Below are 13,068 nucleotides of genomic sequence, written 5' to 3'. Positions count from 1 at the left end.
GCCCGCAGTGCGGACCTTTTTACAGGCTGGTAGGTAAAAAAACAGCGCTACACTCAGACCCTTTTAAAGATCAAGGAACCGTTAGTACCACCAAAGCCGAATGAGTTACACAGCGTGTACTCCAGACCACTTACCTGGCGGGCTTCGTGCGGAACGAAATCAAGATCACAACCCTCAGACGGGTTATCCAGGTTAATGGTTGGCGGAACAGCCTGGTCGCGCAGAGCAAGGATGGAGTAGATAGACTCTACCGCACCCGCTGCACCCAGCAGGTGACCCGTCATGGATTTGGTGGAGCTAACCATAATACGGCTCGCTGCATCACCAAATACCGATTTCACCGCTTGCGCTTCAGCTTTGTCACCCGCAGGGGTCGATGTCCCATGAGCGTTAACGTAGCCGATCTGACCTGGCTCAAGGCCCGCATCACGGAGGGCATTGACCATCGCATCAGCAGCACCAGCGCCGTTTTCCGGCGGAGATGTCATGTGGTAAGCATCGCTGCTCATGCCGAAACCAACGATTTCCGCATAAATTTTCGCACCGCGTTTTTTCGCATGCTCATACTCTTCAAGCATGATGATGCCTGCGCCATCGCCCAGGACAAAACCATCACGGTCCTGGTCCCACGGACGGCTCGCAGCCTGAGGATTATCGTTGCGTGTCGAAAGCGCACGTGCCGCGCCAAAACCACCTACGCCCAGCGGGGTACTCGCTTTTTCTGCGCCACCGGCAAGCATCGCATCCGCATCGCCATAGGCTATCATACGTGCAGCATGACCGATGTTATGCACGCCAGACGTACAGGCCGTGGCAATCGAAATGCTCGGGCCACGCAGGCCAAACATGATGGTCAGGTGACCGGCCACCATATTAACAATCGTCGACGGGACGAAGAACGGGCTGATTTTACGTGGACCACCATTCACTAAAGAACTGTGGTTTTCCTCAATCAGGCCGAGACCGCCAATACCGGAACCAATAGCGGCACCGATGCGGGTTGCGTTCTCTTCCGTCACTTCAAGGCCAGAATCCTGCATGGCCTGAACGCCAGCGACAATTCCATATTGAATAAAGTCATCCATCTTGCGTTGTTCTTTACGCGAGATAATGTCTTCACAGTTAAAGTCCTTTACTAAGCCAGCAAATTTCGTTGCGTAGGCGCTAGTATCGAAATGGTCGATCAGGCTGATGCCACTCTGACCGGCAAGGAGAGCTTTCCAGGTAGACTCTACGGTATTGCCGACAGGAGACAACATGCCCAGTCCGGTCACAACTACACGACGCTTAGACACGGTTGTCCTCCAGGGAGGGAAAAAAATTAAGATTAGGGGAATAAAAGATAAAACTCAGGCGGTCGAGTGACCGCCTGGAGATGTTCACTTACGCCTGGTGACCGTTGATGTAATCAATGGCAGCCTGAACGGTGGTGATTTTCTCAGCTTCTTCGTCCGGAATCTCAGTATCAAACTCTTCTTCCAGAGCCATTACCAGCTCAACGGTGTCAAGAGAATCAGCGCCCAGGTCTTCAACGAAGGAAGCATTGTTGGTAACTTCTTCCTGCTTAACGCCCAGCTGTTCGCCGATAATTTTCTTAACGCGTTCTTCGATAGTGCTCATACTCTTAAATTTCCTATCAAAACTCGCTTTCGCGATGGTTTTCGTAGTGTATAAAATGTTGAAAAATTTGCAACTAAATCCCGGCAGTTCGTACCACGATTTTACGCTATTTTGCGGCCTTTCGCCCTAATAACGCAAATAAATTTAATCGTGGTTAAACCATGTACATTCCGCCGTTGACGTGCAAGGTCTCACCAGTGATGTAACCCGCTTCGTCAGAGGCTAAAAATGCAACCGCGCTGGCGATTTCCTGAGCACCGCCAAGGCGACCCGCAGGAACTTGCGCCAGAATACCCGCACGCTGATCGTCAGACAGCGCGCGCGTCATGTCCGTTTCAATAAAACCCGGAGCAACAACGTTCACAGTAATCCCGCGTGATGCGACTTCTCGCGCCAGCGATTTACTGAAACCAATCAGGCCTGCCTTCGCCGCAGCGTAGTTAGCCTGACCAGCATTTCCCATGGTGCCAACCACAGAACCGATAGTGATGATACGACCATGACGCTTTTTCATCATAGCGCGCATCACCGCTTTTGACAGACGGAAAACCGATGACAGGTTGGTTTCGAGAATATCGTTCCACTCGTCATCCTTCATGCGCATTAACAGATTATCGCGAGTGATACCGGCATTATTGACCAGGATATCAACTTCGCCAAACTCGGCACGAATGTTTTCCAGAACAGATTCAATAGATGCAGGATCGGTCACATTCAACATCAGACCTTTGCCGTTTGCACCTAAATACTCACTAATAGCCTGAGCGCCATTTTCGCTGGTTGCAGTACCAATAACCTTCGCGCCACGAGCAACAAGGGCTTCCGCGATTGCGCGGCCAATGCCACGGCTCGCGCCGGTAACCAGCGCGACTTTTCCTTCAAAACTCATGGTTTTCCTCTTTTATTGCGCAAGTGCCTCTGACAGTGCGGCGGGCTCATTAAGCGCAGACGCTGTCAGGGTATCAACAATACGTTTTGTCAGACCGGTAAGCACTTTACCAGGACCAACTTCATACAGGTGCTCAACGCCCTGTGATGCCATAAATTCTACGCTTTTAGTCCATTGCACCGGGCTGTAAAGCTGACGAACCAGCGCATGACGAATCGCTTCCGGCGACGTTTCGCATTTCACATCAACATTATTTACCACCGGAACCTGCGGTGCGCTGAACGTGATTTTTTCTAATTCCGCCGCCAGCTTTTCGGCAGCCGGTTTCATTAGCGCACAGTGGGACGGCACGCTGACCGGCAGCGGCAGGGCGCGTTTTGCGCCAGCAGCTTTACAGGCAGCACCTGCACGTTCAACCGCTTCCTTGTGGCCCGCAATAACGACCTGGCCCGGAGAGTTGAAGTTTACCGGAGAAACAACCTGCCCTTGCGCGGAATCTTCACACGCTTTAGCAATGGATGCATCATCCAGACCGATAATCGCCGCCATAGCGCCTGTCCCTTCCGGTACAGCTTCTTGCATGAATTTACCGCGCAGCTCTACCAGACGTACTGCGTCTGCAAACGGGATAACGCCTGCACAGACCAGCGCAGAGTATTCACCCAGACTATGACCAGCCATTAATGCTGGTGTTTTGCCGCCCTGTTGTTGCCACACGCGCCATAAAGCAACGGAAGCCGTCAATAATGCAGGCTGCGTCTGCCAGGTTTTATTCAGTTCTTCCGCTGGCCCTTGTTGAACAAGCGTCCACAGATCATAGCCAAGTGCCGCAGAGGCTTCACGGAATGTCTCTTCAACAACCGGATAACTTGCTGCCATGTCAGACAACATACCCACGGTTTGAGAGCCCTGTCCCGGGAACACAAATGCAAATTGCGTCATGTTTTTATCCTTAATACTAGAAACGAACCAGCGCAGAACCCCAGGTGAAACCACCGCCAAAGGCTTCCAGCAGAATCAATTGGCCGCGCTGAATACGCCCGTCGCGAACCGCTTCATCCAGCGCACAAGGAACAGACGCCGCAGAAGTATTACCGTGGCGATCGAGTGTCACCACAACGTTATCCAGCGACATACCCAGTTTTTTTGCTGTCGCGCTGATAATACGCAGGTTTGCCTGATGCGGCACCAGCCAGTTCAACTCACTGCGCTGCAAATTATTCGCTTCGAGGGTTTCATCGACGATGCGAGAAAGTTCAGTCACCGCCACTTTAAAGACTTCGTTTCCTGCCATTGTCAGGAAAATGGGATTCTCTGGATGAACACGATCGGCATTCGGCAGCGTTAACAGTTCGCCGTAGCGACCGTCAGCATGCAGATGCGTAGAGATGATACCCGGCTCTTCGGATGCCCCGAGCACAACCGCGCCCGCGCCATCACCAAAAATAATAATGGTGCCACGATCTTCAGGATCGCAGGTACGAGCCAGAACATCGGAACCGATAACCAGCGCATTTTTCACCGCACCCGATTTCACATATTGATCGGCGATGCTTAGCGCGTAAGTGAACCCTGCGCAGGCAGCTGCAACATCAAATGCCGGACAACCTTTTACGCCCAGCATATTCTGCACCTGACATGCGGCGCTGGGGAATGCATGCGTGGCGGAGGTGGTCGCGACAATAATCAGACCAATCTCATCCGCACTGATACCTGCCATCTCCAGGGCGCGCTTTGCCGCTTCAAAGCCCATGGTGGAGACGGTTTCATCTGGCGCAGCTATACGGCGTTCACGAATACCTGTGCGGGTGACAATCCACTCGTCAGACGTATCCACCATTTTTTCCAGGTCGGCGTTAGTTCGCACGTGTTCAGGCAGATAGCTGCCGGTACCAATAATCTTCGTATACATGTACGCTCAGTCTTTTTCCGGTAACACAGATTCCAGGCGAGCGGCAATTCGCCGGGGAACTTGCCGCTGCACCGCCTGCACTGCCTGTTCAATCGCGACGGTAAACGCTCGCTGATTGGCGGCACCATGACTCTTAATCACCGTGCCGCGCAATCCTAACAGACAGGCGCCATTATACTGGTCGGGGTTGAGGTGACTGAATCGCCTGCTCAGGCTTTTTTGTAACCAACGCTTTAATAAAATCAGCCACCACGACCGTTTTTTTCCTTCGCCCTGAGATTTCAGCAGCGAAAGAAACACTCTGACAACACCTTCCATCGTTTTTAATGTGACGTTTCCCGTAAAACCGTCACAAACCAGTACATCCGTTTTACCAGTGAGTAATTCGTTCGCTTCCAGATAACCAATATAGTTAATCGCCGGAACTGCTTTCAAAATCGCTGCGGCATCGCGAATGTTGTCATGACCTTTGGTCTCTTCTTCACCAATGTTCAGAAGCGCCACGCGAGGATTTGCGATCCCCACAACCTCTTCTGCCATCACCGCACCCATGACCGCAAACTGCGCCAGCATCTTACCATCGCAGTCGACGTTGGCACCCAAATCGAGCACCACCGTTCTCCCTTTCTGCTGGTGCGGTAGAACAGTAACCAGCGCGGGGCGCTCAATCCCCTCAATAGGTTTGAGCAACATTTTCGCCAGCCCCATCAGCGCACCGGTATTACCGGCACTGACGCAGGCCTCGGCACGACCTTCTTTTACAAGCTCCAGCGCCATCCGCATTGAACTGCCGCGACTGTTGCGGACAGCTTGCGAGGGGCGAGCATCGCTGGCAATAACTGACTGTGCGGGAATGACAAGCAAGCGCGAGCGTTGCTCGAAATCAGCTTTGGCGAGCAATGGTGTGATAGCGTCGGGATCGCCGACTAAAAGAAGATTAAGATGCGAATTAGAGTTCAGTGCCTGCAAAGCTGCAGGCACTGTCACGGAAGGGCCAAAATCGCCCCCCATGACATCTAACGCCAGGGTTAGACGAGTCAAGGTATCGGTATATCCCCGTTTTCACGGGGAAATCCTCACTAAGTTTGATCACGCTTGCGCGTGATTACTTAGTGATTACCTTGCGACCGCGGTAGAAACCGTCGGCGGTAACGTGGTGACGCAGGTGGGTTTCACCAGAGGTTTTGTCTACAGACAGGCTGGTGACTGCGGTCAGCGCGTCATGAGAACGACGCATGCCACGTTTGGAACGGGTTGGTTTATTCTGTTGTACGGCCATGGACCTTACTCCTTAATTACGATTTACCCCCGTTTGAGCGGGGAAAACCTATTACTTACGCTTTAAGCTGGCTAATACGGCAAATGGGTTTGGCTTTTGCGCTTCATCAGGCAGTTCACCAAAGACCATGTCCGCCTCGGACACTTCACAGTGTTCAGAATCATGCACCGGAACTACTGGCAGGGAGAGGATGATTTCATCTTCAACCATTGCAAGCAGATCGATTTCACCGAAGTCGTTAACCTCAATCGGTTCATACGCTTCCGGCAGTGCTTCAGCCTGTTCGTCTGAACGGACAGGACTAAAACAATATGTTGTGTGAACCTGATGGGTAAACGGCTTGCCGCAACGCTGGCATTCGAGGGACACCGTTACCTTCGCATCACCGGTTATAACCGCGAGGCGTTGGTTGTCGATGGCGAACGAAATGGAGCATTCCACATCACTGTCCACACTGACTACAGACTCGGCGACACGCTCAACCTGATTGGGCAGATAGATGCCCTCATAATCAAGGCGTTTCTGAGCCGTGCGAACCGGATCGAGAGTCAGGGGTAATTTTACCTTTTGCATAGGGCGCGCATATTAACTTTGTAACGTCATAGAGTCAAAGAAAAAGGCAGCCTGAGGTTGCCTTTTGCCAATAATTCGCACACATTGCGGCCTACAGTTTAAAATGCCTGTCATGGTTAAGCCATATTTGGTGAAAAAAATATGTCAGATATTGTTCTTGCATCGACATCGCCCTGGCGTCGTGCGCTGTTAGAGAAGCTCGGACTGGCGTTTGAATGCGCAGCACCGCTGACCGACGAAACCCCGCATCCCGGGGAATCCCCCCGCCACCTGGTGCTGCGCCTGGCGCAAGAGAAAGCCCAGTCTCTGGCCCAGCGTTTTCCTCATCACTTGATCATTGGTTCTGATCAAGTGTGCATGCTGGAAGGTGAAATTACCGGCAAACCGCTAACCGAAGAAAATGCCCGCCGGCAATTAACCAGGGCAAGTGGAAATATTGTGACGTTCTATACCGGGCTGGCGCTGTTTAATTCGGCAACGGGCCATTTACAAACTGAGTGCGAACCTTTCGATGTGCATTTTCGCCACTTAAGCGCCCAGGAAATAGAAGACTACGTGCTCAAAGAAAATCCACTGCACTGCGCGGGAAGTTTTAAAAGTGAAGGATTGGGAATCGCCCTGTTTGACCGCCTCGAAGGTCGCGATCCTAATACCCTGGTTGGCCTGCCGCTGATCGCGCTGTGCCAGATGCTGCGCCGGGAAGGATGTAACCCGCTATCGCGCTAATAGATCTACCGATGGACTGATATTATTTAAGGAAACCCCGGTGGAAAAAGGTCACGTATCTCAACAGCCCTCTGTGGGGTTGTGGTCATTGATAGCGCTGGCAAGCCTGATTTTAATGATAACCATGGGGGTACGGCAGACGGTGGGGCTGTTTGTCCACCCTATCGTCCATTCCACCACCCTGAGTATTGCCGAAGTCAGTATGGCGCTGGCGATAGGCCAACTGATGTGGGGAGCATTTCAGCCACTGTTCGGTGCGTGGGCGGATAAGCGAGGCGCTTTCAATGTGTTGGTCATCGGCGCTATCCTCATGGCGCTGGGGCAACTTAGCACGCTGTGGGCCTCTTCGTTTTTACCGCTGACCCTCGCGCAGGGACTGTTAAGCCCGGCTGGCGCTGCCGCCGGTAGCTTCTCTGTATTGATTGGCATCGTTGCGGGCAGATTGCCATCCGATAAAGGCTCTGTTGCCAGCGGTATGATCAATGCCGGTGGCTCCATGGGACAATTCATCTTCGCTCCGCTGATACAACTCATTATCAGCCTGCGTGGTTTCGCCGCAGGGTTGGTTTTCCTGGCCCTCGCCGCGCTGTCGACAATAATTCCATCATGGTTCCTGTGCCGGAAAAGCGAAAAACCCTCCCCCATGCAGGCTCAACCTGCGTCATCAGATGACCCGGGTCTTAAACAGCAAATTCGTGCGGCATTTCGCCATCCCAGCTACCTGCTTCTGCACGCAGGTTTTTTGACCTGTGGTTTCCACGTGGCGTTTCTCACCACACATTTACCAGGTGAAGTCAGCCTTTGCGGGCACGATGCTTCGGTCTCTGCCATTAGCCTTTCGCTGATTGGTCTGTGTAATATCGCAGGCAGTATTTTCGCGGGTGTTCTTGGAAAGCGATTCCCGATGAAATATATCCTCGCCGTGCTGTACGCGTCACGTGCAATCCTGATTATCGCTTTTTTGCTGTCACCCAAGACGCCGATGGCGTTCTACATCTTCGCCTGTGCGATTGGCCTGACATGGCTTGCCACTGTGCCGCCAACGGCAGGTATTGTAGGAAAGTTGTTCGGTACCCGTTATCTGGCGACGCTATTTGGTTTTACCTTGTTTTCACATCAGGTCGGCGCTTTCTTTGGCGCATGGCTGGGGGGGCTGGCCATGGAATACGCAGGGAATCTCGACTGGGTATGGTATACAGATATCGTCCTGACCCTCCTGGCAGCGCTGGTCAATTTGCCAATCAAGGAAAAGAGCACAGCCGCGCCTCTTAAACCGACTCGCGCATAAAAAGAAAGGCGGTCATGCTGACCGCCCTTGCTTATGCTTTCTGGTTACGCAGTACTTGCAGACAGCGCCTGAGCTGCTCGTCCAGAGGTGCTTCAATGCGAATGGTTTCGCCGGTATTGGGGTGGGTAAATTTCAACGCTGCGGCATGCAGAAACAGCCGCGTTAACCCGGTGCCTGCCAGCTGTTTATCAAACTCACGGTCACCATAGCGGTCATCAAAGGCAATCGGATGACCCGCATATTGAGTATGAACGCGAATTTGATGCGTACGCCCGGTTACCGGGCTACAACGCACCAGTGTCGCAACCTCATAGCGCTCTTCCACCTTAAAACGGGTTTCCGACGGTTTACCTTCCTGGTTCACGCGTACAATACGTTCACCGCTTTGGAGAATATTTTTCAGCAGAGGCGCCTGCACCACTTTAACGTGGGACTGCCACTGACCGCGCACCAACGCCAGATAATCTTTCTGCATGCCTTTATCACGCAGTTGCTCGTGCAGCGAACGCAGCGCAGAACGCTTCTTGGCGACCAGCAACACGCCGGAAGTGTCGCGATCCAGACGGTGCACCAGTTCCAGAAAGCGCGCTTCCGGACGCAATGCGCGCAGCCCTTCAATGACGCCGAAACTTAAACCACTGCCACCGTGTACCGCGGTGCCAGAGGGCTTATTCAGCACCAGGATATGATCATCTTCATACAGAATAACGTCGCTAAGCGCGGCGACTTTTTGCAGATGCGGCGAAACGGCCTCCTCTTCCCGTTCCGCAACGCGAACAGGTGGGATGCGCACTTCATCGCCAGCTTCAAGCTTATATTCCGGCTTCACGCGTTTTTTGTTCACGCGGACTTCGCCTTTACGCAAGATGCGGTAAATCATACTTTTTGGCACGCCTTTCAGTTGGGTGCGCAAAAAGTTATCGATGCGTTGCCCCGCTTCGTCATCGGCGATAGCAACAATTTTTACGGAAGGTGTCTCAGTTTTCATGGGAGGCGATTCTAAATAGCGTCGATGAATAGCGCCACTCATTTTTATATGCTTATATTTACTTTTGATCCTGGTCTGCTTCGTTCTACATAGATGTTTGGCGGTTATTAAACCAATCGCCAGGCAAAAGTGAAAAAACTGTGAGTAACCGGGTGATAAAAGGTAAAAGTCAGCTTGCTATAACAGGGTTCGCAGGGAATAATGTTGCAGTTTTCCGCGTTGGATCTTGTTCTAACAAGCAATTGTGCGGAATGACCAGTTTTGCCTGTCCGACCATACACGCAGCAATGGCGTAAGACGTATTGGACTTTCAGGCAGTTAGCGGGCTGCGGGTTGCAGTCCTTACCGGTAGATGGAATCTTCTCTGGAGAGTTTTTCCCAGGCTGTTCCCCTGATAATTGCGCTGTGTTTTCCACAGGAAATACAGGCAACCGACACACTGCGCCTCTTAAGCGAGCGACAACCGTGAGGTTGGCGACGTGAACAGACACGAGGCCATCGGTTCTCCCCCGGAAAGGCGTCATCATGCCCGCAGCTTAGTCGTCAATGTAAGAATAATGAGTAAGTTACGATGAAAAGAATGTTAATCAACGCAACTCAGCAAGAAGAGTTGCGTGTCGCCCTTGTTGATGGGCAGCGTCTGTACGATCTGGATATTGAAAGTCCTGGACACGAGCAGAAAAAAGCAAACATCTACAAAGGCAAAATCACCCGTATTGAACCGAGCCTGGAAGCTGCATTTGTTGATTACGGCGCTGAACGTCACGGTTTCCTTCCCCTCAAAGAAATTGCCCGCGAATATTTCCCTGCCAATTACAACTCTCATGGCCGTCCGAACATCAAAGATGTATTGCGCGAAGGTCAGGAAGTTATCGTCCAGATTGATAAAGAAGAACGCGGCAATAAAGGCGCTGCGCTGACTACCTTTATTAGCCTGGCAGGCAGCTATCTGGTACTGATGCCGAATAACCCGCGCGCGGGTGGCATTTCTCGCCGTATTGAAGGCGATGACCGTACAGAACTGAAAGAAGCGCTGGCCAGCCTCGAATTGCCGGATGGCATGGGTCTGATCGTCCGCACCGCCGGTGTCGGTAAGTCTGCCGATGCCCTGCAGTGGGATCTGAGTTTCCGTCTCAAACACTGGGAAGCGATTCAGAAAGCCGCTGAAAACCGCCCTGCTCCGTTCCTGATCCATCAGGAAAGTAACGTCATCGTTCGTGCTTTCCGTGATTATCTGCGTCAGGATATCGGTGAAATCCTTATCGATAACCCGAAAGTACTTGAGCTGGCTCGCCAGCATATCTCGGCACTGGGTCGTCCTGATTTCAGCAGCAAAATTAAGCTCTACACCGGCGAAATTCCGCTGTTCAGCCACTACCAAATCGAATCGCAGATTGAATCCGCCTTCCAGCGTGAAGTTCGTCTGCCGTCCGGCGGTTCTATCGTTATCGACAGCACCGAAGCGTTGACCGCCATCGATATCAACTCCGCGCGAGCAACCCGCGGTGGTGATATCGAAGAAACCGCCTTTAACACTAACCTGGAAGCAGCCGACGAAATTGCACGACAGTTGCGTCTGCGTGACCTCGGCGGCCTGATCGTTATCGACTTTATCGATATGACGCCGGTACGCCATCAGCGTGCGGTGGAGAACCGTCTGCGCGAAGCCGTTCGTCAGGACCGTGCGCGTATTCAAATCAGCCATATTTCTCGCTTTGGCCTGCTGGAGATGTCCCGTCAGCGTCTGAGTCCGTCACTCGGCGAGTCCAGTCATCATGTGTGCCCGCGCTGTAGCGGGACCGGGACTATCCGTGACAACGAATCCCTGTCACTTTCTATTCTGCGTCTCATCGAAGAAGAAGCGCTGAAAGAGAATACGCAGGAAGTGCATGCCATCGTTCCGGTGCCGATTGCCTCATATCTGTTGAACGAAAAACGCGCCGCCGTAAGCGCTATTGAAACTCGTCAGGGTGGCGTACGTTGCGTGATCGTACCGAACGATCAGATGGAAACACCGCACTATTCTGTTCTGCGCGTACGTAAAGGCGAAGAGACAACCACTCTGAGCTACATGCTGCCGAAGCTGCATGAAGAAGAGATGGCGATGCCGTCAGATGAAGAGTCTGCTGAGCGGAAACGTCCTGAACAGCCTGCACTGGCGACCTTCGTCATGCCGGATGTTCCGCCTGCACCTGCCGCCGCTCCGGAAGCGCCAGTATCGAAACCTCAACCGACTGCCAGCAACGCGCCTGCCGTCGCAGCACCTGCTGCTCCGGGTCTTCTGAGCCGTTTCTTCTTCGCCCTGAAAAATCTGTTTGCTGGTGCTGAAACTGCCGCGCCAGCCGAAGTTAAGGAAGAGAAGAAAGAAGAGAAGCAGGAGCGCCAGCAAGATCGTCGTAAATCGCGTCAGGGCAACCGTCGCGATCGTAACGAACGTCGTGAGCCGCGCGCAGAAGGCAATGAAACGCGTGATAATCGCGATGAAAATCGTCGTAATCGCCGTGAAAAACCGCAGCAAAATGCCGAGGCGCGCGAAGCTCGCCAGCCAGTAACGGTAGCCGCGGAAGAGACGGAAAAAACGAAACAGCGCGATGAGCAGCAACCTTCCCGCCGTGAACGTAACCGTCGTCGTAATAGTGACGAAAAACGCCAGGCACAGCAGGATGCAAAAGCGCTGAACCGTGAAGAACAGCCTGAGCAGGAAACTGAACAGGAAGAGCGCGTTCAGGTGATGCCGCGTCGTAAACAGCGTCAGTTGAACCAAAAAATCCGTATCGATGATGCTCAGACAAGCGCAAGTGAAGAGATTGTTGCAGCAGAACCGAAAACCACGGAAGCGGCTGCACAACGTACCGATCTGGCGAAACTTGACCTGCCGGTGGTTGTTGAAAACACCGCAGAGCAGGAAGAAACCGCGGAAAACCGTGATACCGCAGGCATGCCTCGTCGTTCTCGCCGTTCGCCGCGTCATCTGCGCGTCAGTGGTCAGCGTCGTCGCCGTTACCGCGATGAGCGTTACCCGACCCAGTCCGCAATGCCGCTGGAGATTGCCTGTGCTTCTCCGGAGATGGCGTCGGGTAAAGTATGGGTTCGTTACCCGGTTGCCCGTCCTCAGGACGAGGTGCAAGAAGCGCCGACTGTTGAGCAGCAAAACACTGCCGTAGCTACCGATGTCGCACCTGCGATTGCCGAAGCTGAACAGGTTGTTTTTGCCGCACAGCAAGAACAACAGCCAGTAGTGGCTGAGGCTCAGTCACCGGGCGCAGAAGCGGTTGAAGTCACACCGCAGGCGCCGGTCATTGAACCAGAACCGGTTGTGGTTGAAACCACGCATCCGGAAGTGATCGAAGCGCCGGTTGAGGCGCAGCCGGAACTGATTGCAGAACAAGACCGCCCGGTTGCCGAAGAGGTGGCACAAGCCGCTGAACCTGCGGTCGTTACGCCAGTTGTCGAAGAAGCAGCACCTGTTGCAGAGCAACCACAAGCGCCTGCCGCTGCCGTGGAAAAACAGCCAGAAGCTACTCCGGTAGCACCGGTTATTGCATCCGCAGCTCCGGTAACAGCAGCGACTGAGCACGCAGCAGTACCTGTTGCAGCCAGCGAGAACAACCATGCTACTGCGCCGATGACTAAAGCACCTGCACCTGCATATGTGCCGGAAGCGCCGCGTCACAGTGACTGGGTCCGCCCACAATTCAACTTTGACGGTAAAGGGTCAGCAGGCGGTCACAGCGCCACGCATACGGCAACCGCTCCGGCTACGCGTCCGAACGTCACAGAATAAGCACTACGC

General features: G+C 53.2%; 12 protein-coding genes. 3 read left to right on the top strand and 9 right to left on the bottom strand.

Annotated elements, in window-relative coordinates; genetic code table 11:
* Positions 1-53 precede the first annotated feature (53 nt).
* From fabF to yceD, 8 genes are all read right to left on the bottom strand, one after another.
* Positions 54-1,295: a beta-ketoacyl-ACP synthase II gene (gene fabF / locus AAIG39_RS21040; RefSeq protein WP_090087910.1), complete on the bottom strand. Its 1,242-nt coding sequence runs from the start codon at positions 1,293-1,295 to the stop codon at positions 54-56.
* A gap of 88 nt (positions 1,296-1,383) precedes the next feature.
* Positions 1,384-1,620: an acyl carrier protein gene (acpP, locus tag AAIG39_RS21035; protein WP_000103754.1), complete on the bottom strand. Its 237-nt coding sequence runs from the start codon at positions 1,618-1,620 to the stop codon at positions 1,384-1,386.
* 154 nt (positions 1,621-1,774) lie between these two features.
* Positions 1,775-2,509, bottom strand: coding sequence for a 3-oxoacyl-ACP reductase FabG (gene fabG, locus AAIG39_RS21030; protein ID WP_047369863.1), 735 nt, complete (start codon positions 2,507-2,509; stop codon positions 1,775-1,777).
* A gap of 12 nt (positions 2,510-2,521) precedes the next feature.
* Positions 2,522-3,451: an ACP S-malonyltransferase gene (gene fabD / locus AAIG39_RS21025; protein ID WP_249572176.1), complete on the bottom strand. Its 930-nt coding sequence runs from the start codon at positions 3,449-3,451 to the stop codon at positions 2,522-2,524.
* Between the two features lie 16 nt (positions 3,452-3,467).
* Complete coding sequence (locus AAIG39_RS21020; protein WP_090087913.1) at positions 3,468-4,421, bottom strand: beta-ketoacyl-ACP synthase III; 954 nt, start codon at positions 4,419-4,421, stop codon at positions 3,468-3,470.
* 6 nt (positions 4,422-4,427) lie between these two features.
* On the bottom strand, positions 4,428-5,462 hold the full coding sequence (gene plsX, locus AAIG39_RS21015) for a phosphate acyltransferase PlsX (RefSeq protein ID WP_090087915.1): 1,035 nt from the start codon (positions 5,460-5,462) through the stop codon (positions 4,428-4,430).
* Between the two features lie 64 nt (positions 5,463-5,526).
* Entirely contained in the window at positions 5,527-5,700 is a 174-nt protein-coding gene (rpmF, locus tag AAIG39_RS21010; protein ID WP_020457446.1) for a 50S ribosomal protein L32, read from the bottom strand.
* Between the two features lie 51 nt (positions 5,701-5,751).
* Positions 5,752-6,273, bottom strand: coding sequence for a 23S rRNA accumulation protein YceD (gene yceD / locus AAIG39_RS21005; protein WP_041851730.1), 522 nt, complete (start codon positions 6,271-6,273; stop codon positions 5,752-5,754).
* A 141-nt stretch (positions 6,274-6,414) separates the two neighbouring features.
* Between yceD and AAIG39_RS21000 the strand changes: the two genes are divergently transcribed.
* Complete coding sequence (locus AAIG39_RS21000; RefSeq protein WP_343194651.1) at positions 6,415-6,999, top strand: Maf family protein; 585 nt, start codon at positions 6,415-6,417, stop codon at positions 6,997-6,999.
* A 40-nt stretch (positions 7,000-7,039) separates the two neighbouring features.
* Positions 7,040-8,287, top strand: coding sequence for an MFS transporter (locus AAIG39_RS20995; RefSeq protein WP_343194650.1), 1,248 nt, complete (start codon positions 7,040-7,042; stop codon positions 8,285-8,287).
* Positions 8,288-8,318: 31 nt separating this feature from the next.
* Here AAIG39_RS20995 and rluC read toward each other — a convergent pair whose 3' ends face one another.
* The gene (gene rluC, locus AAIG39_RS20990; RefSeq protein WP_249572174.1) at positions 8,319-9,275 is read right to left on the bottom strand and encodes a 23S rRNA pseudouridine(955/2504/2580) synthase RluC; all 957 of its coding nucleotides are present in this window, start codon (positions 9,273-9,275) and stop codon (positions 8,319-8,321) included.
* Between the two features lie 571 nt (positions 9,276-9,846).
* On the opposite strand from rluC, the gene rne reads away from it, so the two are divergent.
* The gene (gene rne, locus AAIG39_RS20985) at positions 9,847-13,059 is read left to right on the top strand and encodes a ribonuclease E (RefSeq protein ID WP_343194649.1); all 3,213 of its coding nucleotides are present in this window, start codon (positions 9,847-9,849) and stop codon (positions 13,057-13,059) included.
* Positions 13,060-13,068 lie beyond the last annotated feature (9 nt).

The organism is Phytobacter palmae (genome assembly GCF_039409775.1).
In the GTDB taxonomy this organism is placed as follows: Bacteria; Pseudomonadota; Gammaproteobacteria; order Enterobacterales; family Enterobacteriaceae; genus Phytobacter; species Phytobacter palmae.
This window is presented reverse-complemented; position numbering and strand designations above follow the sequence as displayed.

Coding starts and splice junctions, on each gene's coding strand:
- AAIG39_RS21020 (WP_090087913.1), bottom strand. CDS start 4,421: ATGTATACGAAGATTATTGGTACCGGCAGCTATCTGCCTGAACACGTG.
- rne (WP_343194649.1), top strand. CDS start 9,847: ATGAAAAGAATGTTAATCAACGCAACTCAGCAAGAAGAGTTGCGTGTC.
- rluC (WP_249572174.1), bottom strand. CDS start 9,275: ATGAAAACTGAGACACCTTCCGTAAAAATTGTTGCTATCGCCGATGAC.
- acpP (WP_000103754.1), bottom strand. CDS start 1,620: ATGAGCACTATCGAAGAACGCGTTAAGAAAATTATCGGCGAACAGCTG.
- AAIG39_RS21000 (WP_343194651.1), top strand. CDS start 6,415: ATGTCAGATATTGTTCTTGCATCGACATCGCCCTGGCGTCGTGCGCTG.
- yceD (WP_041851730.1), bottom strand. CDS start 6,273: ATGCAAAAGGTAAAATTACCCCTGACTCTCGATCCGGTTCGCACGGCT.
- fabD (WP_249572176.1), bottom strand. CDS start 3,451: ATGACGCAATTTGCATTTGTGTTCCCGGGACAGGGCTCTCAAACCGTG.
- rpmF (WP_020457446.1), bottom strand. CDS start 5,700: ATGGCCGTACAACAGAATAAACCAACCCGTTCCAAACGTGGCATGCGT.
- fabG (WP_047369863.1), bottom strand. CDS start 2,509: ATGAGTTTTGAAGGAAAAGTCGCGCTGGTTACCGGCGCGAGCCGTGGC.